The following is a 22,032-nucleotide window of genomic DNA, read 5'->3' on the forward strand; positions in this document are numbered from 1 at the left end:
GCTCACGGTGCCGGGCGGGGCAGCGCGCCGTTCACCAGGAAGCGTTCCAGCGGGAGGGTGCGCAGTTGCCCGCCTGCATCGCGCAGGAAGGACACCCGCTCACCCGCCGTTTCGCAAGTCCATTGTTCCTGGTTGCGCGGGCGACGGCTGGCAAGCGCACCGGGAGTGAACAGGGCCGCGTCGAGCCCCGGGTCACGCGCCGAACGATACTCGAACGCTTCGATCCCGGCTGCACGCATGGCGGAGCCCAGGCGCTGCGTCGCGCCATAGGCGGATGGATGGGTCAGCACATCCCGGAAGCGGTCGAAAGGGGGCTCCTGAAGCTGCAGACCGCGGTCGCTTCGATAGCTGGCCTCGAAGATCGTGTGCCGCGTGATGAACGGCCGCGTGGGCGGCGTTTCCATGGCGTACCAGAAGTGGAACCGGTAGAAGGCCGCTTCGGCCAGCAGCGTGGGCAGGGACAGCGAACCGTAGAAGATGCTCGGCTCGAATCGTGCGCCGAATCTCGAGCCATGGCGCAGCGGCGGATAACGGAACGGGGTGCTGAGCAGATAGTGGCGTGGCGCTCCGGCCGGGATCGCCGGCTTGGTCCCTTCCAGCAGGGCCTCCAGGACGGCCTGTTCCTCAAGGGAATCCACGAGACTCGCCGTGGCTACCTGTTCCTGGCTCTCAACGATGCGAAGGAGGGTACCACGCAGGCTGCCCGGCCGGGCGTCCCTCGCACAGGCATCCCAGATGTCCGGTTCGGTCATGGTGGGGTGCCGCCCGCTCAGACCTTTCCGCGCATGGCGTCCAGGTACTCGGTGACGCGAATCAGACCCTGCACGGTACACACCTGCGCGGCCGGGACACCGCCGATGTCCCTGTTCGGCGTGTGCATCCAGTGGCGCATCTGCTCCGGCTCACCGCCCACCAGCACGAACAGGGCCCGGTAGCAGCGCACCAGCAGCAAAGCCAGCTCGCCCGCCTTGCTGGCCGGGTCAATCCGGCCCCGGACCAGGGTGCTGCGATCCTTTCCGATCACCTGGCCAAGTACGGTACGGCTCAACCCCAGGGCCTTTCCGGCCTTGAGAAAGGCCGTGGTCAGTGTTTGTGCCGGATCGATGCGAACCGGGCTGGCTGCCTGGGACATGGGACACCCCCGAAATGTTGCATAAACTGATTATCCGACTCCAATGACGCATATGCAACATTCCGTCAGCATGCGGTTTCGAGTCGCTCCACGGCCTCTGCCAGGTCCGCCTCCCCGTTATGGAAATGCGGGCTGAACCGTATCCCGCCGCCCCGATGGGCACACAGCACGTTGGCGTCCATCAATTGCCGATACCGCTTCTCCATGTCTTCGCCGGCGCGGCGGAAGGTCACGATCCCCGCACGCCTTTCCGGGGCCTTTGGCGACAGGATCTCGAAGGATCTCGCTTCCAGCAGGTCGATCAGACAGGACACATTGCCGGAGACACGCTCAGCGATGCTTTCCAGCCCTGTCTCCAGCAACAGGTCCAGGCTCGCCGCCAGGGCATGCACGCCCAGCATGTTGGGGCTGCCGCACTCGAAGCGGCGTGCGCTCGCCGCCGGCTGCCAGTCCGGCCGTTCGTGGTCGCCCGGGTACTCCAGCATGTGCCAGCCGAACTGGTTGAGGCTGAGGCGCTCGCGCACCTCCGGGCGCACGTAGAAGACCGCCAGACCCTCGGGCCCCAGCATCCACTTGTGTCCGTCCGCAGCCACGAAATCGGCTTGGCATGCCCGGGCATCGAAGGGCAGGGCGCCGAGCTGCTGAATGGCATCCACGCAGAACAGAACGCCGCGTCTGCGACAGGCCTCGCCCAGCCGTTCGAGATCCAGGCGAAGCCCCCGGGCGTACTGAACGGCGCTCACCGAAAGCAGACGGGTCCGGCCATCCATGGCCTCGATCAGTGCGGCCTCGGGGTCCGGGGCCGTTTCCAGATCCACCAGCCGGGTCCGGACACCGAATCGGGGCAACAGGGACTGCCAGACGACCCGGTTGGAAGGAAACTCCTGGGCCGCACTGACGATAGTGTCCCCGGAGGCCCAGTCCAGGCCGTACGCGACCACGGACAGTGCCTCGGAGGTGTTCTTCAGCAGGGCGATGTCATCGGGGGACGGGGCATTGATAAGGCGGGCCAGGAGTCCGCGCAGACGGGTCTCTTCTCCGATCCACCGGGCATAGGAGCGGGAACCTTCCCGCATGTTGGCCTCGGCGAATCGCTCGACCGCCGCCACGGTCCGGCGGGGCCAGGGCGCCACGGCGGCATGATTCAGGTGGATCAGACCGGGTTCCAGGGGGAATTCCGGGTGCATCGTCACGGCCTCCGGCCTTGAACACATCGGTGAGTCGTTGGCCCGGGGTGATCGGGCCGGCTGTGTGAGCGCAGGTTGGTATTCACAATGTTCCACATGAGATATACGTCATATACTATTCATTTAATGAAGAAAAATATGGGTAAACAGATCGGCAAAGGGGCCCGGCTCCGGGCCACGCAGCCTACTGAGGACACTGTGCCCCCGGGCGGCGGTCGCGGCAAGGGCCGGTTTGCATCCTGCAACGCCCATGGGGTAAGTTAACCGGCCTTTACCCATCCACTGACCGGCGGCGCGCGGAGTCCGCTCCAGGTACGCGTGCCGGTCATTCCATGACTCGGCTTGCACGCCTGCGGGGCCCTGTCATCACCCCGGAGCCGAAGGGGACCCGAGTTCCCCGGGATCCGGAAGCAATCGGAGGCGCGACATGAGCTCAGTCCTCAAGTTCTATAACGACAAAGCCCTGGGTGAGATCGAGGCCCGCAACTTCAAGGTCTTCAACGACCGCAGCCTGGAGAAGATTCCGCAATTGGCCCGCCTGTCCGACGCCCGGCGGTTCGAGATGAAGGTGGTGTCCAGCGTACTGCCGTTCCGCGTCAACGAATACGTGATCAACGAACTGATCGACTGGGACCGGGTGCCGGACGATCCCATGTTTCAGTTGACCTTTCCCCAGCGGGGCATGCTGGCCCCCGATAGCTTCGAGCGTATGGCGGAGCTGCACCGCAGGGGTGCCGACAAAACGGAGATTGCCGCGCTCGCCCGGGAATTGCGCGAGGAATTGAATCCCCATCCCGCGGGCCAGCTGGACATGAATCTGCCCAGGATGGACGGGGAGGTGGTCGAGGGCCTCCAGCACAAGTACCGGGAAACGGTGCTGTTTTTTCCCAGTCAGGGTCAGACCTGCCACTCCTACTGCACCTTCTGCTTCCGGTGGGCCCAGTTCGTGGGCGACAAGGAGCTGCGCATCGCATCCAGCCAGTGTGACCAGGTGCTGGGATACCTGCGCCGCCATCCGCGCGTGACCGACCTGCTGGTCACGGGGGGCGACCCCATGGTCATGAAGACCCGAAACCTCGCCCAGTACCTGGAGCCGTTGCTGGAGGACGCCGGACTCTCTCACGTGCAGACCATCCGCATCGGCACCAAGGCGCTCACCTTCTGGCCGCATCGATTCGTCACCGACAATGACGCCGACGAGCTGCTGGACCTCTTCGAGCGCCTGGTGAAGGCGGGCCGGCACGTGGCCATCATGGCGCACTACAACCACTGGCGTGAACTCGAGACGCCCATCGCCCGGGAGGCCATCCGCCGGCTGCGGGAGACGGGTGTGGAGATCCGCAGCCAGGGACCGCTGCTGGCACACATCAATGATGACCCCGATGTCTGGGTGCGCCTGTGGAAGACCCAGGTGCAACTCGGCATCATCCCGTACTACATGTTCGTGGAGCGCGACACCGGTGCGCGGCGCTACTTCGAAGTGCCGCTGGCCAGGGCGGCCCGGATCTACCGGGAGGCCATGCAGCATGTTTCCGGCCTCGGCCGCACCGCCCGGGGCCCGTCCATGAGCGCCGGGCCCGGCAAGGTGGAAGTCCAGGGCGTGGCCGAGATCCAGGGTGAGAAGGTGTTCGTACTGCGCTTCATCCAGGCTCGCAATCCGGAATGGGTCCAGCGCCCCTTCTTCGCCAGGTACGACGAAGAGGCCACATGGCTCAACCACCTCAAGCCGGCATTCGGCGAGGAGAAGTTCTTCTTCGAGGACGAGTACGAAGCCATGCGGGCGGGCAACGGTTGAGGCCTGGGGCAGAACCGCGACGCAAAGACGCAATGACGCGAAGATCCGCAAAGGTTTTTTGAACGCAGTCGACAGGGCATCCCGAGCGACGGAGTCGTCTCCTCAGTCTTGGGACAGCCTGTCAGCCTTCTCAAGAATCAGTTTTGCGATCCTTTGCGTCATTGCGTCATTGCGTCTTTGCGTCGAAAATGCCTTTCCCATGAACAACGACAACCTCACCCGCCGCGACCTGTCGGTCGTCTGGCATCCCTGCACCCAGATGAAGGACCACGAGCACCTGCCCATGACGCCGATCCGGCGGGGGGAGGGCGTGTGGCTGGAAGATTTCGACGGCAATCGGTACATCGATGCCGTCAGTTCCTGGTGGGTGAACCTGTTCGGCCATGCGAATCCCCGCATCAACCAGGCCATCCGCGACCAGCTGGATCGACTGGAGCACGTGATCCTGGCCGGGTTTACCCATGAACCGGTAATCCGGCTGTCCGAGAAGCTCGTGGCAATCACCCCGCCAGGCCTGAGCCGTTGCTTCTTCGCGGACAGCGGCTCGGCCGCCGTGGAGGTGGCGCTCAAGATGAGCTACCACTACTGGCGCAACCGGGGGCAGGGTGGGAAGACCCGCTTCATCTGCCTCACCAACAGCTACCACGGCGAAACCCTGGGTGCATTATCCGTCGGAGATGTTCCTTTATACAAAGAGACTTACAAATCTCTTTTAATGCAATCTATCACTGTTCAGGCACCCGACTGCTACCTGCGGGAAGCAGGCGAGGACTGTGCACAGTTGGCCGAACGGATGTTCGTGCACATGGAACAGGCCCTGGCGCGGCACGCCCACGAGACCTGTGCCGTGATCGTGGAACCCCTGGTGCAGTGCGCCGGGGGCATGCGCATGTACGACCCCCGATACCTCTCCTTGCTGCGAGAGGCCTGTGACCGCCATGGCATGCACCTGATTGCCGACGAGATCGCCGTGGGTTTCGGCCGCACCGGGACGATGTTCGCCTGCGAGCAGGCCGGGATCACGCCGGATTTCCTGTGTCTCTCCAAGGGGCTCACCGGCGGCTACCTGCCGCTGTCGGCGGTGGTGACCACGGAGGGCGTCTATCAGGCTTTCTACGACGAATACGAAAAGCTCAATGCCTTCCTGCATTCTCATTCGTATACCGGCAACCCGTTGGCCTGCGCGGCGGCCCTGGGCACCCTGGGCATCTTCGAGGGCGAAGACGTCATCGGCAACAACCGGCATCTGGCCAAAGTCATGGCCGAGGCGCTCGCGCCGCTCCAGGACCATCCGAACGTCGCCGAGGTACGCCAGACCGGCATGATCGCCGCTGTGGAGATGGTCCGTGACAAGGCCACGCGGGAACCCTATCCGTGGCAGGAGCGGCGCGGACTGGCCATCTACCGCCATGCGCTGCAGCGCGGCGCATTGCTGCGGCCCCTGGGCAATGTCAGTTACCTCATGCCGCCCTACGTGATCAACGAAGAGCAGATCCGGTTTCTCGCCGAGGTGATGCGCGAGGGCATCGATGTCGCCACGCAGGATCAACCCCCGCGGGCAAATCGGACCCGTCGCGGTTGACAGATCCGCGGACCGACTTCCGGGAGGTGTGAAGTGAGATTCAAGGCGCTCGTGACGATCCTGCTGATGTCCCTGTCCCTGGCGGCACCGGCGTGGGCGGACACCCGGGAAGTGACACTCGACGTCATGGGCATGGTATGCCCGGCATGCCCGCCCAACGTGAAGTACGCACTGGAATCGGTGGATGGGGTCACTCATGCCGAAATGAATCCCCGTGAGCGCCAGGCCATCGTCCGTTTTGATCCGGCCCGAACGAACGTGGAAGCCTTGCTGCAGGCCACCGACGATGCCGGCTACCCCTCGACCCTGAAGCACTAACCGGCCGGAACGGTTCACGTACGGGGACTAACGAAAGCAATCCCCATGGTCTGTGTGGGCACGTGAGTTGCCGATAAAACAGGCTAGACTCCCCCCATGCAGCCCGAGCTTGTCTCCAGCGAACACCCTGAAAGCGCCTTGCAGGAATCACGATGGTTCCGGGCAATCTTCGAGAATGCCACCGACGGCATCATTATCGCCGAAGTGGAAAGCCGAAGGATGCTGTTCGGCAATACCGCAATATGCTGGATGCTGGGCCGGCGCCCGGAGGAGATCAGGGGACTGACCCTCCGGGACATTCACCCGGAGAGTTTCCTGGCGCATGCGGAACGTGACTTCGCGCGTCTCGCCGAGAATCAGGGTGGTCTGTCGGAGAATATCCCGATGAAGCGCAAGGACGGCAGTATCTTCTACGCCGACATCACCGTGGCACCCATCAAGATCGGGGCGAAGCGTTACCTGGCCGGCTTCTTCAGGGACATCACGGAGCGCAAGCTGGCAGAGCAGCTGGTCAGGGACAGGGAGGCCGACTTCACGGCCATCGTCGAACATTCGCCCATCGCGATGCTCGTGAGCGTGGGAAGTGGTGCCGATGACAGAATCATGGTGATGAATCAGGCTGCTTCCGCGATGATGGGATACACGCTGGATGACATTCCTGATCTGCGACAATGGTGGATACGCGCCTATCCGGACGAGAAATACCGCGAAGAAGTCCGCACCGAATGGACGAGGCGGACAGCAAGCGCCATTGAACGCGTCGGCAGCATCGAACCCATGGAGACCACGGTCACCTGCAAGGACGGGACGACACGCTGCGTGAGATTCTCCTTCGCATCCATCGGGGACAGGAACATCATCACGGGTGAAGATCTGACCGCGCGCAGGCAGGCCGAAATAGCCTTGCGCGAGAGCGAGGCGCGCTACCGGAACATATTCAATGCCGCCTACGACGTTATCTATACGATCGAACCGGATGGCACACTGTCATCCATCAGTCCATCCGCCGAGCGGATGACCGGGTGGCGGCCGGAGGAGTGGATAGGGAAGCATTTCGCGCCCGCGGTCCACCCCGAAGACCAGCCCAGGGCTCAGGAGGTCCTAGAACGCTTGTTTGCAGGTGAGGCTGACCCCGGCGCCGAGATTCGCATCCTGACGAAATCCGGCGCGTACCTGGATACCGAATTCACGGTCGGCGTGCTCCGCGATATCTCCGCCCGCAAGCGGGCGGAAGAGGAAGTTCAGCGCCTTGCGACAACGGATGAACTCACGGGCATTGCAAATCGCCGGGAGTTCACCCGGATACTGAACAGAGAACTGGATCGTGCAAGGCGATATGGCACGCCCCTGTCCCTGATCATGTATGACCTTGACCATTTCAAACGGGTGAACGATTCGTTCGGTCATGACGTGGGCGACCACGTGTTGCAGAAGGTCGCCCGCCTGGTGAACGACAACATCCGCAGCGTGGATACGGCGGGTCGGTGGGGCGGCGAGGAGTTCATGATCCTGATGCCGCAGTCGGTCGCGGCCGCGGCGCGGATCGCGGCGGAAAAGCTGCGCCAGACCATTGCACAGTACCGCTTTGATGGGGTTGGCACCGTCATCACGGCGAGTTTCGGCGTCGCGCTGTTTACGCAGCAGGACGATCGCGACTCGCTGCTCAAGAAGGCGGATCAGGCGCTCTACCAGGCAAAGGCGCGCGGGCGGAACCGGGTCGAAACCGTGATTGACGGCGAAGACATGCACAGCGGGTAAGTACCCGCGCACACGAAGTGTCCCGGTCTCGCTCAGGACCTCCCGGGCAAGCCCGCAAACCCCGGGCTCGGTTGGACGGGGAGGTGCCCTTGGATCAACTCATCCCTGGGGTTTATCCATCATCTCTCTGGCCAAGAATAACCGCTCCTTGCCAATAGGATATGATCACACGGGACCTGACACTTAATCTTTACTTCAGAAGGTGACAACAACGTGGTGGGACGACAGTCAGAGTCTCTCGGTGTGCTTCTTCAGGCGTGAAAGCCCCATTTTCTTCAGCATCCACCGTTCATAGAATGGCTCGCTGACTCCCTTTCTGAGCTTGCGCAGAAAGTACTTCTCGAATGCAATCTTGGCCAGGTGTACCCACTTGCCCTGGCTCGACCAGGTGATGTTCCGGGGCGGGATCTGTGGATCGGCGAGAAACGCGATGCCCGTATCGCCCAGATCGGCAAGACACAGTGCCACCCAGGTCCCTTCGTTGTCAGGCTCGTGCCCGTCGAGTTCGGCGCGGATGTTGCGGGCGGTCGCCGCGACCATGGATTCGATCATGTACCCCGTCTTCGGAGCTCCCACGGGAAGCGGCGTCTTCTCCACCGGGGGGATGGCGATACAGGCACCCACCGAATAGATGTTCTTGAAGGTGGGATTGCGCTGATGGTTATCAACGATCACGAGCCCGCGCGGATTCACCAGACCTTTAATATCCCGAACCGCATCGATGCCGGTAAAGGCAGGAATCATCATGGAATACTTGAACGGAAGTTCGTGGTGATCTCTGTCGTTGCCTTCGTCATCCACCACGGTCACATACATCTTTCCGGGTTCGACGCGATTCACCCTGGCGTTGGTAATCCATTTGATGTGCCGGTCTCGGAAAACGCTTTCGAACATGCCTTTGGTGTCACCCACGCCACCAAGTCCGAGATGACCAACATAGGGCTCGGCAGTCACAAAGGTCATAGGCACCCGATCGCGAATCTTGCGTTTGCGCAACTCGGTTTCCACGATCAATGCAAATTCATAGGCAGGCCCGTAGCAGGAAGCGCCCTGAACAGCCCCCATGATGATGGGGCCGGGGTCGGCCACAAAGGCGTCCCACTTTGCCGCGGCGGCGTCGGCCTCGTCCACATGGACCACTGATTCGGTAAATCCGTCCGGACCCAGTCCCGGCACTTCATCGAATGCCGACCGGGGACCCGTGGCGATGACGAGATAATCGTAGTCGACAGAACTGCCGTCTGCCAGGACTACCCGATTGGCCTCCGGCTCCACCCTGGCGGCAGCCTTCTGGATGAACTCGATCCCCTTTTTTCTGAAGATCGGTGCAAGCTCAACCTTGATGTCCTTCGGCCTTCGCCAGTTCACGGCCACCCAGGGGTTCGAAGGTACGAAGTGGAATGTAGGACTATCGGATACAACGATCACCTCATCTCCCTTACGGGCGAGTTCCTTCATTTCGAATGCCATCGGAACTCCGCCGATGCCTGCACCTAGAATGGCTATCCGGCTCATGTCGATCACCTCGCTGGTCTAATACACACCTGAATGAATGACGAACGTCACCTCGAACGTGACCACGGGGCAGCCATAGGTTGGCCGTTGTGAACAGCGTCCTATCCTTGTACCCCCGGCAAGTTCGGCCCGTGGTCGGCTCATAAGCTGTACCTGACCCGGAGGAAAATGCTGGAATCATCCCGGAACTGACCGTAGAAGGTCTGTCGCCCGGTTCCGCCAAAGAAATGGGCGCCGCCGCTCACACGCAGGCGATCGCTGTGGCGGTACTCGATGGTTGGGCGCAGAAAGTAGTCCTCGTCACTTGGTGAGTAGAAGTTCATCAGTGACAGCACGAGGTTGTCACGCAGCATGCGGTAGGTGAGCCGCAGCGTGACCAGATGCCGGTACTCGTCGGGGCGCAGCGCCGGATCGAATGGCCAGGCCGGCCGGAGACGGTCGTGGTTCTGGATCCACTCGAGGTAATACTGGCCGCCCAGAGTCAGGTTGGTCGCCATCTCACGCTCGTAGCCCGCCAACAGACGCAGCTCCGAGTTGGGGATATCAGGATTGTCCCCGCGGCGATCGTCCACCGAGTCATACCAGGCGAGTTCCAGGTTGTAGAGCCCGCCGCCCAGTGGGCCGCGCAGGCTTGAGCCATAGGCATTGAGCCGGGCGAACGTCGGGCGGCCGCGCCCAGGATCGAAAGCGGTGGGCTGACCGAAGAACCCCCGGTAGCCGTACAGCGCCCATTCGGTGGCACCGACAAGGCCGTGCACGCGCAGCGCGAGTTCGCCATTACTGAAGGTGCGGGGTGGCTCGTAGGCGTGCAGCCGGGGAGGGGCGGCGACCATCTCGCCGCGTACCTTATCGAAGTAGGCGACACGCGTACCGTCCACGAAGCGATCCGGTTCGAAGACGGGCGTCCAGACAGCGTCCAGACTGGCGTGCTCGCTGAACCAAACGAGGCGCAGGGCGTCGCTGGGTACCTTCAGGTAATCATCGTCACGCCCGATCAGGAACGATGGCCAATCTTTCGGAAACAGGTCGTTCAGAAACAACAAGTCTCCGGTGCCCCAGGTCAATACCTGCCGGCCCAGGCGAAGGTCGAATTGCCCCCCCAAGGGCAGGCTGACGTTCGCCTCGCGCAGCTCGCCGTCGAGGGAGTCCTCCACACGGTCGGCGATTCCGTCGGCCTTGAAGCGCCAGGTGACGCGATCGCCCCGGTATATGGCCTCCAATTGCAGGCGCAGCTCGCCCAGGGACGCATCACCGGAGATCAGGGGCTGATGCCGGGTACGCATGCCCGCCGCACCTTCCACAAAACCATGCAGCACCCACGGAGAGTCGGTTGATTCTGCCCATGGGTCATCGTCCTGTGCCGCCGCCGGCACGGCAGCGGCTACGAACCAGGCCGCGAGCAAATGGTGAAGCATATGGCGCATGGAGATCATTGCTGCCTTCGCTCCTGTCCTGATGGAGCTGAAACCGCCACACGAAGAACACGCGCGGCACGCATGGAATCGATGCGTTTCATGGGATCATTGTCCTCTCGGCGACCACCGTTCAAGGCCGTCGCAACCACTTCCGGGGCGGGTTGCGCAGCGAGCGCTCGCTGAAGACCCCCTCCGGAATCTCCAGGTCGTAGGCGGTGAAACGCATCTCGGCCAGCGTATGGCCGCCGCTGTCAAGATCGGACATGCGCATGCGTGTGGCGGTCGGATAACCCTGGATCTGTTCGATCTCCAGCACCTCCATGCGCCGATATATGTTGCCCTGCGCGTTCTCGTACTCGGCCCGCGCCGGCAACCATGTCTCCCGGTCGATCCAGGTGGTGTAGGCGGCGAACTCCACTGTGCCGGAATCCATCGGGGTACTGCGGATGACGTAGTGCTCGTCTGTGACATCAGCCAATGTGTGTTCGTCGTCTTCCAGGTGGCGCCCGGAGACGTCCTCGTAGAAGAAGTGTGAGCCGACAAAGCTGGTGCGCTTGTCGCCGGGGGCGATGCGCCGCACCAGGTCGAGCCCTGGAAGGTAGAGCCAGCGGTGGTCGTCGGCGCCGGGGCGCTTGTGCACCAGGAATGTGGTGCCACGCACGTCCGCCGGGTGGCTGAACACGACCAGATAATGCTGCTCGCCTTTCTCGCCATTGCGCCGCAGCATCGTGAACTGGCGGGTCTGCTCGCGCCCGCGCCCGTCGACGATCTGCATGCGTGCCTCGGTGCGCCCGTCGTGTCCGGCATAGTAGGCGGCCAGGTGCGCGCGGCTCACGATCTCACGGGCAGTTGGCAGTTCCGCGGAAAGAGGTCCCGAGAGGATCACAGCGAGGAGCAGGCTCGCAGTCATTTTGATTCGCATGTTCGTCACTCCTGTGTGCGGGCGGTCGGCACACCTTCGGCGTGCCCGAAGAACAACCGGGGCCACGTTTCGAAGAGGGTGGGAAGCATGACCAGCGTGATTACTGTCGATGCAATCATGATGCTGGCCATGAATACACCCACGGTGACGTAGGTCAGCAGCGGCGCGGTCAGCAGCGGCAGAAAGCCGGCGCCGATCACCACGGCGTTGCGGGTGATGGCGCGGGCGGGTTCGGTGAATACGTAGGCGAGTGCCGTGCGCCAGTCGCCCGAGTCGGCCAGCGACACGCGCAGGCGCTGGATGAAGTGAATGGCGAAGTCGACCGACAGCCCTAGGCTGAGAGATGACAGCACCGCCACCGGCATGTCGTAGTCCTTGCCGATCAGACCCATGACGCCGTAGATCAGCGCGATGGAGAGTGTCAGCGGCAGCATCGCCAGCACACCGAAGGTCAGCGAGCGAAACAACAGGATCATCATGAACAGCACCACGACGAAGGCGGAGAGCAACGCGAACAGCATGCCGACCACCATCTCTCCCTGCCAGACCAGGTTGATGTAGGTCATGCCGCCCCATTGCAGCCGTACGCCATCCGGAAGAGGGTGCGCAGCCGTGAACTCCGCCACCGCGTCAAGTACGCGCTGCATGTCCTGATTGTCGCCGCTTGGGAGCTGAAGCCAGATGCTGGCGGCGCGGTAGTCCTGGGTGACGAAGTGCCACAGATCGTGCGGGCGGTGCGAGGACTGAAAGGTCAGCAGCGCCTGCGCGACGCCCGCCGGGCTGTCAGGGATGCGATAGTCCACGGGATCGCCGCTCACCAGTTCCCGGTAGACCGTGCGCACGAGATCGGCAAGCGAATTGCTTTTCCCCACGACGCCGCCTTCCTCGAGGTGCGTCTGGAGCCGGGCCATGTAGGCGAGCGCCCGGGGGCTCTGGAAGTAGAGCAACTCGGTGCGCAGCCCCTCGGTCGCCTCCAACAGCTGCTCCCACACGCTCGCCTGCAGGGCAGGCGATTCATAGACCTTGTCCTCGAGCGCGAAGAGCAGGTTGTCCAGCCAAGTGCCTAGATCGTCCTTGCGACTCTGCTCGAGCAGCGCGCGCCACTGCCCGCGCATGTCCGCCGATGGCGCATCCTCCAGAATTGGAGCGACCCGCTTGTCGAGCTGTGTCTCTGGATCGGCGCCGGCGTGCTGTTCGAGTACCAGATAGGCCTCGTAGGTGCCGGAGAAGTGCTCGTTGAGCACGGTATCGGCGACTCGGATATTGTGGCTTTGCTTGAACCACCGTGTGGGATTGTCGTTGACCTGGATCTGGCTGATCCCGGCCACGGCAAGCACCAGCAGGCCGACGAATACCACGAGCAGGGTGCGGGCACGGGCCATGGCGAAGCGCCCGAGTGCTTCCACGGTCACGCACAGGCGGCAGCCGGCGCTGTGGCCCTCGTCGTCCTGATGGCGACGAACGCGCGTGACCATGCGCGTGACCACATGTCGCGGCAGTGCCGCGGTGTAGGCGGGGATGAAGGTGAACGTGAGCGCCATGGAGAGCACCACGCCAAAGGCGACGAACGCACCAAACACCTGCACCGGTGGAATCGGCGTCAGGGTCAGGGAGGCGAAGCCGACGGCGGTGGTAAGCGCGGTGAACAGCACGGGTTTGAAGAGCGTATCCATCACCTCCGCTATCACCGCCTGTGGGTTGTCATTCGGGCGGCAGCGGTCGGCAAAGGTGGAGAGCACGTGCACGGATGCGATCACCGCGATGGGCATCAGGAAGATCGGGATCATGGAACTCATGATGTGCACAGTGAAGCCCGCGCCGATCAGCAGTCCCATGGTAATGATCACCGTGGCCATTGCCAGCAGCATGGGCGCCATCACCAGAGCGACGCTGCGGAAGAAATAGAACATCAGGAGGAATATCACCAGCCCGGCCAGTGGCGCGGAAATCGCCATCTGCTCAAACATTTGCACGCCGAAAGTGTCCTGGGCAACCGGTTGCCCGGTGATGTGAAAGGCGTCTCCGGTCTCCAATGTGTCGATCACCGCCTGGATCTCTTGCGAGATCCGGTAGCTCTCGTTCTTGTCGACGATGGGTACGTAGATGCCTGCTGCTCGCCCGTCCTCGGAGACCAGAGTGCCGTGGAACATCGGTAGGCGCTCGACGGCTGCCCGGATAGCCAGTGACGCCTCGCGGTCAGCGGGCGGGCGACTCATCATCCAGTCGAAGCTGATGGTGCCGGGGGTTACCTGCTCCACGTTGTCCACCGTGGTGAGCGAGAGCAGATCGCGTGCCACCACGCCGTCGATACGCTCGATGGCACGGGTCAGCGTGTACAGCGCCCCCAGGGAGGCCGGGTTGTAGATCCCATCCGGATGGCCGTCATTGACCACGCCCACCACGATCATGTCGTGCAGGTCGAAGCGCTCCTTGATCGCGTTGTGCAGCACCCGGTCGGCCTGGTCCGCAGCGAGCATGTTCTCGGGATCGGTGTCGATGTTGATCCGCGGCATCATCGCACCCATGACCAACACCAACGCGACGAGGGACCCGAAAACCCAGCGCCGGTTCCGCATCGAGAATATCGCCAGTACTCTGCCCATATCGTTGATCCCCCTTCGGGAAAAGGGCCGCTCGACGTGCGGCCTGCTGCCGACGCGCTGGCACTCCGAGCGGAAAACGGCTCGTCTCTTGGGGCCGACTCCAGTGCGGCTAGAACACGAGGACCTTGTCCGCGTCCACCGTCCACGCGGTCAGTCGATCTAGCGTCGAACGCTGTGCGCCGTCGGCGAGCTCCTCGTCGGCGATCCCGCGAGCATCCATGCAGGTTCCGCAGACGCCGACCTCTCCGCCACGGCGCGTGACGACAGAGAGCAGGTGCTCGACGCTGTAGTAACCTGGCGGCACCTTCTGTCCGGACTTGGCGCAGGCCGCTGCATCGCCCAGAAGAAATATGCGGGCCTCAACTCCTTCTTGCTTGATCAGAGCGCCGCCAAGACGCAGGCCATTGTAGGAACGTTCGGTGCCGTATGGGGGGTCGTTCAGGATAAGAAGGACTTTCATATCGCTCTCTCCGGCTGGGATCCCGGCTGTATGTGCCGGGACGCTGGATGGGCCGAACCTCTGTGTTCCTGTCGTCGGTCGGACGACAATCGATCTGTGTGAGGCTCAGTCATTCTTGAGGGCACCACGCGGCGCGCCTCATCCGTAGCCTAATACTCAATTGTCCAATTGATCGTTAGAGTTTTCGATTAATTGATTTTAGTCAAGCATAGAGACTATTTGATCCTGCTCTGGGGTTTTCCCGGCGTCCGCCGGCGACGTAGATCGTGCGCTTGAGTCCCGATCAATTCGTGCAAAGAGGGCTCTACGGGGTTGTGGCTTGCACCAGTGCGCATCATGGACATAAATATCCACTGCCAAGTTACTGTGATCTAGAGAAAAAGCTATGTCTGCTCGGCGGATTGAGGCGCTCCGGAGCCGCGCGCATGTGCGGCATCTGAACGCAGCGGGCGCGCCTACGAGACCGGCGAGCGTGCCACGCCGTTGCCGGTCCGGGCATTGCTGTGCCTGCACGTGGACGCGTGCCGCTTGCCAAGGAGTGGCGGGGCTGGAGGATTCATGGCAATGCCCTGATCTCGCCGGACGGGCTGGAGTTCGGCCCCAAAAGAGATCGCCGTTTGTGCGCCAGGTGCTGCGCGGGCAACGCAACTGCCGACCCTACGAATGAAACTAAGTGGCGGTGTTACCGGGACCGCCACTTGCAAGCGCCCGGGCACGAGCGCCGAGGGCTCCGCCAAGTCGACGGTGCCGGGAGGGCCGCATGATGAGTTCTGCCCTGTCTAGTTCGCATAATGTATATTATGGTAAATCCTGTACCGAAGACCGGGGTCCTGACAAGGCGCTGTCCCCGACAGCGCCATTATACGGCATGACCCGAAGGCACTGTGATTCCGCCGCCTCTACCAAGCACCCACCTCGCTGATGTCAGGGATGATCACGGTCAACCCGAGCATCTGCCAGTTCTGCATGCCACCGCGATAGTAGTGCAGCTTTTCGGGCGGATAACCCAGATCCACAAGCGCCCGGATCGCCCGGGGCGACTGGTCGCACCAAGGGCCGTTGCACCACAGCGCCAGCTCTTTGGCCTCGCTGAAGTCCCATATGCCCTGCCCCTGCTGCGAGGCTTCTGCCGTTTCGATCAGGCTACGGACCCTGGTCCAAAGGCTGCTCCACCAGGAGGTCGCCTTCGGCTGGGCCGGCTTTGCCCCCAAGCGCATGAGCAGGTTGCGCATGGCCTCCGATTCCGGGTCGTCCTCGAATCGGGTGAACGCGATGTTCACGGAGCCCGGGATAGTGCCGCGCTCGAAAAAGCTGGCGGTCCGGGCATCCACCAGCAGGCCCCTGCCAATGGCCACCCGGGTGCGGAGAAAATCGAAGATCTCCAGTTCCCCGATACCATGAACACCGGGGGCGGGTATCGCGGGCGTAACACAGAACGGCGGGCACTTGCGTGATGTCCTCGCGTAGCCACCCGACAGTTCATGCTCCTCGTCCTGTATCCTTTGCACGCGCACCAGCTGGTCGCCGTGATTGACGTAGATATAAGGTCTGTCCTCTGTGATCCTGACCTCGGCATGGGTCGTCAAGGCCAGCATGACCCCCAGCAGAATCGGCAAAATGATTGATATGGTTTTCATCTATGTATCCCCCCTGTTTGCCCGCCACGGGCCCCGGCGTTCTGCTACATGGAGAACGCCGCTTTCCTTCGTATGACCGATATGCGGTTATCGTTCTGATATTCGCGGTAGACCGCCTCCTTGGCCTTTTTCGACAAACTTTGAAAGATGATGTTGGTTCCGGCAAAACGCTGATTGAGTTCCTGCTCGAACTCTTCCCTGGTCAGCCCGGGAGTCACGTACCTGCGCTCCATCACGGCCTCGGACCTGGATCCGTCGGATCTGTCGAGGGGTGCCGCGTTGTCCAGATGCTTGATTGATCCGGCTTCTTGCTCGAGTGCCTCGAGATATGCGTCAGCGCCCCCATGGGCGAGCATGGGACCCATTAAGACCCACGGGATCACAACCGCCATGACGTACCGGGACATCCTCCCGACAACAAACCCTTTGTGTATCTTCATTGTTTCCAGCATCCCCCGCCCGGACGACACCCCCCGCCAACGACCGGCCACTGCCCTTACCGGCGCCATCGACTTGCGGAGAGTTTCCCGCCGCCTGTTCCATTGCCCTGTGCTCCGTGCCCCGCGTCCACCCGCCCAACCTGTCGTCGGGCTCCATGTCCAGGGTGTGTATCGCACATTCCTATAGAAACGAAGTGGTTATGATTGATCTGGGTCAATCGACCGAAACGGCCCGGGACAAGCGGTGTCGATTCAGGGGACAGGCGGTCGCCGAAATGCGACACCCCGTTCGCCGCCGCCACGATCCCCGGGGTGAAGATCCGGCCGGGCAACGGCACCACCTACGACTCAACCTGAACCCTCGGGCCACCCTGCCCCACTTCCTTTCCTGCTCCTTCCCTCACCCCCCCCGGACGCTCCCTGCAAGATAGTTCCACACTGCTGCAAGAAACTCCTAGCGAGGACGCGCAGCGCGACCGACAGTTATACAGGGGGCATTCCCCCCGTGAGGCTGACGGCACATGTCCGTCGGGAATCGGACGATTCTTTTGGAGACGAGAGCCATGAACAACAGGCTGAGTGTTGAAGTGAAACGATTCCTTCGCGAGGAGGAAGGCACGGAAGTCGTGGAGTGGGCCCTGGTTGCGGGGCTGGTCATCGCCGTGGGCGCTGCGATTTTCGCCACCATCGGCGGACATGTTCAGACGCACCTGACCAACCTCGCGAACATGCTCGGTGGCGGGGGTGGCGGCGGCGAAGGCGGCTGAGCGGAAAGGATCACCACCCGGGCCAGGAAGGCCCCGCCCACCGCAACCGCCTTTCGTGGCGTTTTTCAGCAGGAAACGGAGACCGGACTGATGCCTGTCGGGGTCGATGCTGTCCATATCGTGCTGCCCGCGATGCTTCTTGGGGTGGTGTGGATCGCGCTTGTCATCGACCTGTGTCAGCACCGTGTTCCCAACGTCCTGACATTCGGTGCAGCGACGGCCGGGATCACCCTGCAATCGGCACTCGGAGGCACCGCCGGCCTGCTCACGGCCCTGGCGGGGCTGGGTGTCGGTCTGGTCATCCTGCTTCCGGGGTACCTGGCACGCACCACCGGTGCCGGTGACCTCAAGCTGATGGCGGCTGCCGGCACGCTTCTTGGCCCCTATTGGGTACTGGTGGCCGGGATCGTCAGCATCCTTGTCGGCGCCCTGATTGCGGCGGCATATGCCGCATCCACGCTGTTCTCGAGAACCGGCCCGGCCCCCTGGCCACGTTACGGCCTCATGCTCAAGACCCTGGTGACCACGGGGCGGGTGTCCTACGTGGCGCCCGCGGAGGGCGAGGTCATGGGCCGGAAACTTCCCTTTGCCGTGTCCATCGCGCTGGGCACGACGTTGACCCTGGTGCTGTGGTGGCCGGACCTGAACGCGCGCTGGGCGGGGTGACGGCATGGACATGAACCTCAACGGCATGCACAGTTCTGGCAGTGATGCCCGCCCTCACCCGGTCAATGGATCGAGACCTGGCTCTGCGGCCGCGGCCCATGCACCCGGGCGGCCACGCACCGCCGCCGACACGGGGCTCACGGAAGCCTTCCTGGGGGACCTGGTATGCAAGCACCTGTTTGAAGGAGGCGTGCTGGATCTCCGTGAGCTGACACGCCGCACAGCGCTGTCGGGCGCCCTCCTCCAGGATGTTTGCGCATTCCTGCGCACCGACGGGCAGGTGGAAGCGCGCGGCACCCATCCCGATTCCGCCATGCTCCGCTTCGGGCTGACGGACCGGGGGCGTGCCAGCGCCTTGGAAGCACTGGGCCGGGACGGCTACGTCGGGCCGGCGCCGGTACCGCTGGCTCAGTATGCACGCACCGTGGAGAACCAGAGCCTGAGCGCGCGCACGGTCGATTTCGACACCCTGCGAACCGGTTTCGCCGACACGGTGATCCAACCGAAACTGCTCGACCAGCTCGGCCCTGCGCTGCACTCGGGTCGGGCCATGTTCATCTACGGCCCCCCGGGCACCGGAAAGAGCTTCATCGCCCGTCGGCTGGCCCGACTGTTGGCGGGCGAAGTACTGGTTCCTCACGCGATCACGGTCTCCGGAAAGACCATTCAGTGCTTCGACCCCGGGATGCACGAAGCGCTGCATCCGCCGCACGAGGGAGATCACGTCAAGTTCGATCAGGGCGACGATCCCCGCTATGTGAGATGCCGGCGTCCGCTGGCCATCACGGGCGGCGAACTGACCATGGATATGCTCGAGGTGCAATACGATGAGACCACACGGTCATTCCGGGCGCCGGTGCAGCTTCTGGCCAACAACGGGATGCTGGTGATCGATGACCTGGGCCGGCAACGTCTCGAACCACAGCAACTCCTTAACCGGTGGATCGTGCCGCTGGAAGAGCGCCACGACTACCTGATGCTGCGCAACGGGCAGCACTTCCGGGTTCCGTTCGACGTGGTCCTGGTGTTCTCCACCAACCGCAATCCACTGGAACTCGCCGACCAGGCGTTTCTGCGCCGGATTGGCTACAAGATCCGCTTCGAGCCTCTGGAAGAGGCCGACTATCTCACCATCTGGCAGCAGGAGTGCCGGCATCGCGGCATCGACTACGACCCGGCGCTGGCACGTTTCGTTCTGGACGAACTGCACGCCCGTCACGGCGTACCTCTGCTGCCCTGTCATCCGCGGGATCTCATCGACCTGTCGGTGGACTATGGCCGCTACATGAATCAAGAACCGCTCTCAACCGAGGCCTTGTGCCGCGCATGGGAGACCTATTTTGTCGGGCTCGATGAGCCCGGGGGGATGGCGTCATGAAGAAACGTGGAATTGTGGTGATGCTGCTGATTTCCCTGATGATGGCCATGGGCGCCTCCGCCCTTGCGATGACCTGGCTTCAGGAACGGATGACCGATCGGGACGCAGTCGACGAATCGTCCGTGGTGGTGGCAGCCATGCAGATCCCCTTCGGCCAGAAGGTCGAGGCCGCGGACCTGCGCATGATGGAACTGCCGCCCCACGCGATTCCCAGGGGCAGCTTCAAGCGTGTCGATGAGGTGGTCGGCCGGGTGGCATCGCAGACCATTTATGCCGGCGAGGTGATTCTCAAGGAACGGGTCGCAGAGCATCTGGGCGGCAGCGCACTGGCCGCGGTTCTGGATCACGGCATGCGTGCCATCACGGTGCGTGTCGACGACGTGGTGGGCGTGGCCGGTTTCCTGTTGCCGGGCAACCGGGTGGACGTAGTATCCAGCCAGCGCACGGGCGGAAACCGCTTGGTGCAATCCGAGACCATCCTCACCGCTATCAAGGTACTGGCGGTCGACCAGATCGCCTCGCCGGAACGGGACGGCCCGGTCATCGTGCGGGCGGTGACGCTGGAGGTTACGCCGTCCCAGGCAGAACGCCTGGTCAAGGCCACCCAGGAAGGAAGGGTCCAGCTGACGTTGCGCAACCCGCTGGACCAGGAGCCGGGGCCGATACAGGAAGTGGCCGTGGCTGAGCCACCGCCGGAACCTGAGGTCCGGCCCGCACCGGTGAGGTCGCGTCCGGCGCCGCAACGGCCTCGAAACCTGCAGATCACCGTGATCCGCGGCACCGACAGCAGTACCACCACCGTCAAAGAGTAACGCCACACCGGGAACGCAGAACAATCAGAGGGGTGGGTGCGATGAACAAGCAAAGAACAGGATCATGGATGCATCTTCGGCTCGTGCTCGGCGTTGTGGCGCTGCTCACACTGGCATTAGCAATGGGCACCCAGGCCCGGACCGCGAACGCGGAAACCCGACCGGGCGCCGGTGCCATGGAGTCCATTGCCCAGGACCAGGCCACCCGCACGATTCGCGTCGCGGTGAACAAGTCCCAGGTACTGGAGTTCGGCTACCCGGTCAGCGTGGTATCCATCGGGAACCCGGACGTGGCGGACGTGGTTGTCATGCGGGCCCGGCAGATCTATGTACTGGGCAGGTCGCTCGGCACCACGAATGTGGTGCTATGGGATGACGACAACCGCGTTCAGGGGATGCTCAACGTCGAAGTGACCCACGACCTGGACACCCTCAAGGCCAATCTGCATGAGATCCTTCCGGGAGAGTCCATAGAGGTACGCTCCGCCCAAGGCAGTCTCATCCTTGGCGGTGCTGTCTCAAGCACCGCACGGATGGATGCCGCACTGCGACTCGCCAACAGCTTTGCCGCGGCGTCCGGGGGCGGCAACCCCGTGCTCAACATGATGGAGGTGGGCGGATCCCACCAGGTCATGCTGGATGTCAAGGTGGCGGAGGTGTCGCGCACCCTGGTGAAGCGTCTGGGCGTTCAGTTCAACGCGTTTGACTCCGGTTCCCCCTGGAAGATAGGGGCGGTTCAGGGAGGCGCCAGCTTTCCGGATGCCGTATTCACCGGCGGCGAGCGCATTCCGTTCTTCAGCCATGGCACACCCATAGGTCCGGTGATCGGCGAGTTCGCGCCGGTGACACCGTCGATCGAGAACACCGGTATCTTCGCGAGCTACCACAGCGGCGATTTTCTCTTCAACATGGTCATCGACGCGGCCGAACGCGAAGGCGTCGCGAAGATCCTTGCGGAGCCCAACCTCACCACCCTGAGCGGCCAGGAAGCTCATTTCCTGGCCGGGGGCGAGTTCCCTATCCCGGTGCCCCAGGATCTGGGGCGAGTCACCATCGAGCACAAGGAATTCGGTGTGGGTCTGAGGTTTCTGCCGCTTGTCCTGGACTCCGGGCAGATCAACCTCAAGGTGGATGTCTCCGTGTCCGATCTGACGCGTGAAGGCAGTATTGTCATCGGGGTCGGCGACCAGGCCCAGCAGCAGTTCTTCGTGCCCGCGCTCGTCAAGCGCAGCGCCAGCTCCACCGTGGAGCTTGGGCACGGCCAGACCATCGCCATCGCCGGCATGATCAACGAGAACCTGCGGGACAACGTGGAAAAGTTTCCCGGCCTGGGGGATCTGCCGATCCTCGGGCTGCTTTTCCGCAGTCAGGACTTCGCCAAGGACCAGACCGAACTGGTGATCTTCGTGACCCCGCGGCTGGCCCGTCCGATCACACCGCAGCAGGCCCGATTGCCCACCGGCAGCTTCGTCGCGCCCACCAATCTCGAGTTCTACCTGCTTGGCAACGAACCGTGGCATGACGCCGATGCCGGCGAAGACCGCCAGGACGGTGATGCCCTTTCGAATCGCCGCGATGGCGGCACCGCGGGACGTTTCGGTCACGACATGTGAGCGCGTTGCGTACCCATATACGAGGACAATCG

20 protein-coding genes are annotated in these 22,032 nt (G+C 62.9%); 10 read left to right on the forward strand and 10 right to left on the reverse strand.

Annotated features, from left to right (window positions below):
- Positions 1-2: 2 nt before the first annotated feature.
- The 3 genes from THITHI_RS0103395 to THITHI_RS0103405 form a co-directional block, all read right to left on the reverse strand.
- On the reverse strand, positions 3-752 hold the full coding sequence (locus THITHI_RS0103395) for an RES family NAD+ phosphorylase (protein WP_018231671.1): 750 nt from the start codon (positions 750-752) through the stop codon (positions 3-5).
- A 17-nt stretch (positions 753-769) separates the two neighbouring features.
- Positions 770-1,132: an MbcA/ParS/Xre antitoxin family protein gene (locus tag THITHI_RS0103400; protein ID WP_018231672.1), complete on the reverse strand. Its 363-nt coding sequence runs from the start codon at positions 1,130-1,132 to the stop codon at positions 770-772.
- Between the two features lie 65 nt (positions 1,133-1,197).
- Positions 1,198-2,319, reverse strand: a complete 1,122-nt coding sequence (locus THITHI_RS0103405; RefSeq protein WP_018231673.1) for an aminotransferase class V-fold PLP-dependent enzyme — start codon at positions 2,317-2,319, stop codon at positions 1,198-1,200.
- A 427-nt stretch (positions 2,320-2,746) separates the two neighbouring features.
- Here THITHI_RS0103405 and THITHI_RS0103410 point away from each other — a divergent pair, with 427 nt between their 5' ends.
- The 4 genes from THITHI_RS0103410 to THITHI_RS0103425 all read left to right on the forward strand — a co-directional run bounded on the left by THITHI_RS0103410 (position 2,747) and on the right by THITHI_RS0103425 (position 7,772).
- Positions 2,747-4,114, forward strand: a complete 1,368-nt coding sequence (locus tag THITHI_RS0103410) for a KamA family radical SAM protein (RefSeq protein ID WP_018231674.1) — start codon at positions 2,747-2,749, stop codon at positions 4,112-4,114.
- Between the two features lie 199 nt (positions 4,115-4,313).
- Entirely contained in the window at positions 4,314-5,696 is a 1,383-nt protein-coding gene (locus THITHI_RS0103415; RefSeq protein ID WP_018231675.1) for an adenosylmethionine--8-amino-7-oxononanoate transaminase, read from the forward strand.
- 33 nt (positions 5,697-5,729) lie between these two features.
- A complete protein-coding gene (gene merP, locus THITHI_RS0103420; RefSeq protein WP_018231676.1) occupies positions 5,730-6,014 on the forward strand; it encodes a mercury resistance system periplasmic binding protein MerP in 285 nt (94 codons plus the stop codon).
- Positions 6,015-6,110: 96 nt separating this feature from the next.
- Positions 6,111-7,772 carry a GGDEF domain-containing protein gene (locus THITHI_RS0103425; protein WP_018231677.1) on the forward strand — a complete coding sequence of 554 codons (1,662 nt, stop codon included), beginning with the start codon at positions 6,111-6,113 and terminating at the stop codon, positions 7,770-7,772.
- A gap of 228 nt (positions 7,773-8,000) precedes the next feature.
- Here THITHI_RS0103425 and THITHI_RS0103430 read toward each other — a convergent pair whose 3' ends face one another.
- From THITHI_RS0103430 to THITHI_RS0103450, 5 genes are all read right to left on the reverse strand, one after another.
- Complete coding sequence (locus tag THITHI_RS0103430) at positions 8,001-9,287, reverse strand: NAD(P)/FAD-dependent oxidoreductase (protein WP_026186025.1); 1,287 nt, start codon at positions 9,285-9,287, stop codon at positions 8,001-8,003.
- 140 nt (positions 9,288-9,427) lie between these two features.
- The gene (locus THITHI_RS0103435) at positions 9,428-10,711 is read right to left on the reverse strand and encodes a DUF1302 domain-containing protein (RefSeq protein WP_156820460.1); all 1,284 of its coding nucleotides are present in this window, start codon (positions 10,709-10,711) and stop codon (positions 9,428-9,430) included.
- Positions 10,712-10,832: 121 nt separating this feature from the next.
- Positions 10,833-11,624 carry an outer membrane lipoprotein-sorting protein gene (locus THITHI_RS0103440; protein WP_018231680.1) on the reverse strand — a complete coding sequence of 264 codons (792 nt, stop codon included), beginning with the start codon at positions 11,622-11,624 and terminating at the stop codon, positions 10,833-10,835.
- Between the two features lie 5 nt (positions 11,625-11,629).
- A complete protein-coding gene (locus tag THITHI_RS0103445; protein ID WP_232199381.1) occupies positions 11,630-14,149 on the reverse strand; it encodes an efflux RND transporter permease subunit in 2,520 nt (839 codons plus the stop codon).
- Positions 14,150-14,336: 187 nt separating this feature from the next.
- Positions 14,337-14,687, reverse strand: coding sequence for a DsrE/DsrF/TusD sulfur relay family protein (locus THITHI_RS0103450; protein ID WP_018231682.1), 351 nt, complete (start codon positions 14,685-14,687; stop codon positions 14,337-14,339).
- 521 nt (positions 14,688-15,208) lie between these two features.
- Here THITHI_RS0103450 and THITHI_RS21175 point away from each other — a divergent pair.
- Complete coding sequence (locus tag THITHI_RS21175) at positions 15,209-15,451, forward strand: DUF3653 domain-containing protein (protein WP_408643391.1); 243 nt, start codon at positions 15,209-15,211, stop codon at positions 15,449-15,451.
- Between the two features lie 135 nt (positions 15,452-15,586).
- Here the strand turns inward: THITHI_RS21175 and THITHI_RS0103455 are convergent, their stop codons facing one another.
- Positions 15,587-16,324 (reverse strand): rhodanese-like domain-containing protein, encoded by a 738-nt coding sequence (locus THITHI_RS0103455; protein WP_018231683.1) that lies wholly within the window; start codon positions 16,322-16,324, stop codon positions 15,587-15,589.
- A gap of 44 nt (positions 16,325-16,368) precedes the next feature.
- Entirely contained in the window at positions 16,369-16,764 is a 396-nt protein-coding gene (locus THITHI_RS18370; protein ID WP_018231684.1) for a hypothetical protein, read from the reverse strand.
- A 563-nt stretch (positions 16,765-17,327) separates the two neighbouring features.
- Between THITHI_RS18370 and THITHI_RS0103465 the strand changes: the two genes are divergently transcribed.
- The 5 genes from THITHI_RS0103465 to THITHI_RS18375 all read left to right on the forward strand — a co-directional run bounded on the left by THITHI_RS0103465 (position 17,328) and on the right by THITHI_RS18375 (position 22,000).
- On the forward strand, positions 17,328-17,531 hold the full coding sequence (locus THITHI_RS0103465; RefSeq protein WP_018231685.1) for a Flp family type IVb pilin: 204 nt from the start codon (positions 17,328-17,330) through the stop codon (positions 17,529-17,531).
- Positions 17,532-17,621: 90 nt separating this feature from the next.
- Positions 17,622-18,197 (forward strand): prepilin peptidase, encoded by a 576-nt coding sequence (locus tag THITHI_RS0103470; protein ID WP_018231686.1) that lies wholly within the window; start codon positions 17,622-17,624, stop codon positions 18,195-18,197.
- Between the two features lie 4 nt (positions 18,198-18,201).
- Positions 18,202-19,575 (forward strand): ATP-binding protein, encoded by a 1,374-nt coding sequence (locus tag THITHI_RS0103475; RefSeq protein WP_018231687.1) that lies wholly within the window; start codon positions 18,202-18,204, stop codon positions 19,573-19,575.
- A complete protein-coding gene (gene cpaB, locus THITHI_RS0103480; protein WP_026186027.1) occupies positions 19,572-20,387 on the forward strand; it encodes a Flp pilus assembly protein CpaB in 816 nt (271 codons plus the stop codon). The genes THITHI_RS0103475 and cpaB overlap by 4 nt, the downstream gene beginning before the upstream one ends.
- Positions 20,388-20,455: 68 nt before the next feature.
- Complete coding sequence (locus THITHI_RS18375; RefSeq protein WP_018231689.1) at positions 20,456-22,000, forward strand: type II and III secretion system protein family protein; 1,545 nt, start codon at positions 20,456-20,458, stop codon at positions 21,998-22,000.
- Positions 22,001-22,032: the final 32 nt, after the last annotated feature.

It is taken from the genome of Thioalkalivibrio thiocyanodenitrificans ARhD 1, from assembly GCF_000378965.1.
Classification (GTDB): Bacteria; Pseudomonadota; Gammaproteobacteria; order Ectothiorhodospirales; family Ectothiorhodospiraceae; genus Thioalkalivibrio_A; species Thioalkalivibrio_A thiocyanodenitrificans.

Excerpts from the sequence above, each read along its gene's own strand:
- THITHI_RS0103450 (WP_018231682.1), bottom strand. The coding sequence starts at position 14,687 with ATGAAAGTCCTTCTTATCCTGAACGACCCCCCATACGGCACCGAACGT.
- THITHI_RS18370 (WP_018231684.1), bottom strand. The coding sequence starts at position 16,764 with ATGAAGATACACAAAGGGTTTGTTGTCGGGAGGATGTCCCGGTACGTC.
- THITHI_RS0103405 (WP_018231673.1), bottom strand. The coding sequence starts at position 2,319 with ATGCACCCGGAATTCCCCCTGGAACCCGGTCTGATCCACCTGAATCAT.
- THITHI_RS0103445 (WP_232199381.1), bottom strand. The coding sequence starts at position 14,149 with ATGGGTGCGATGATGCCGCGGATCAACATCGACACCGATCCCGAGAAC.
- cpaB (WP_026186027.1), top strand. The coding sequence starts at position 19,572 with ATGAAGAAACGTGGAATTGTGGTGATGCTGCTGATTTCCCTGATGATG.
- THITHI_RS0103410 (WP_018231674.1), top strand. The coding sequence starts at position 2,747 with ATGAGCTCAGTCCTCAAGTTCTATAACGACAAAGCCCTGGGTGAGATC.
- THITHI_RS0103435 (WP_156820460.1), bottom strand. The coding sequence starts at position 10,711 with ATGCGCCATATGCTTCACCATTTGCTCGCGGCCTGGTTCGTAGCCGCT.
- THITHI_RS0103415 (WP_018231675.1), top strand. The coding sequence starts at position 4,314 with ATGAACAACGACAACCTCACCCGCCGCGACCTGTCGGTCGTCTGGCAT.
- THITHI_RS0103475 (WP_018231687.1), top strand. The coding sequence starts at position 18,202 with ATGGACATGAACCTCAACGGCATGCACAGTTCTGGCAGTGATGCCCGC.
- THITHI_RS0103440 (WP_018231680.1), bottom strand. The coding sequence starts at position 11,624 with ATGCGAATCAAAATGACTGCGAGCCTGCTCCTCGCTGTGATCCTCTCG.
- THITHI_RS0103425 (WP_018231677.1), top strand. The coding sequence starts at position 6,111 with ATGCAGCCCGAGCTTGTCTCCAGCGAACACCCTGAAAGCGCCTTGCAG.
- THITHI_RS18375 (WP_018231689.1), top strand. The coding sequence starts at position 20,456 with ATGCATCTTCGGCTCGTGCTCGGCGTTGTGGCGCTGCTCACACTGGCA.
- THITHI_RS0103455 (WP_018231683.1), bottom strand. The coding sequence starts at position 16,324 with ATGAAAACCATATCAATCATTTTGCCGATTCTGCTGGGGGTCATGCTG.
- THITHI_RS0103465 (WP_018231685.1), top strand. The coding sequence starts at position 17,328 with ATGAACAACAGGCTGAGTGTTGAAGTGAAACGATTCCTTCGCGAGGAG.
- THITHI_RS0103430 (WP_026186025.1), bottom strand. The coding sequence starts at position 9,287 with ATGAGCCGGATAGCCATTCTAGGTGCAGGCATCGGCGGAGTTCCGATG.
- THITHI_RS0103400 (WP_018231672.1), bottom strand. The coding sequence starts at position 1,132 with ATGTCCCAGGCAGCCAGCCCGGTTCGCATCGATCCGGCACAAACACTG.
- THITHI_RS0103470 (WP_018231686.1), top strand. The coding sequence starts at position 17,622 with ATGCCTGTCGGGGTCGATGCTGTCCATATCGTGCTGCCCGCGATGCTT.
- THITHI_RS0103395 (WP_018231671.1), bottom strand. The coding sequence starts at position 752 with ATGACCGAACCGGACATCTGGGATGCCTGTGCGAGGGACGCCCGGCCG.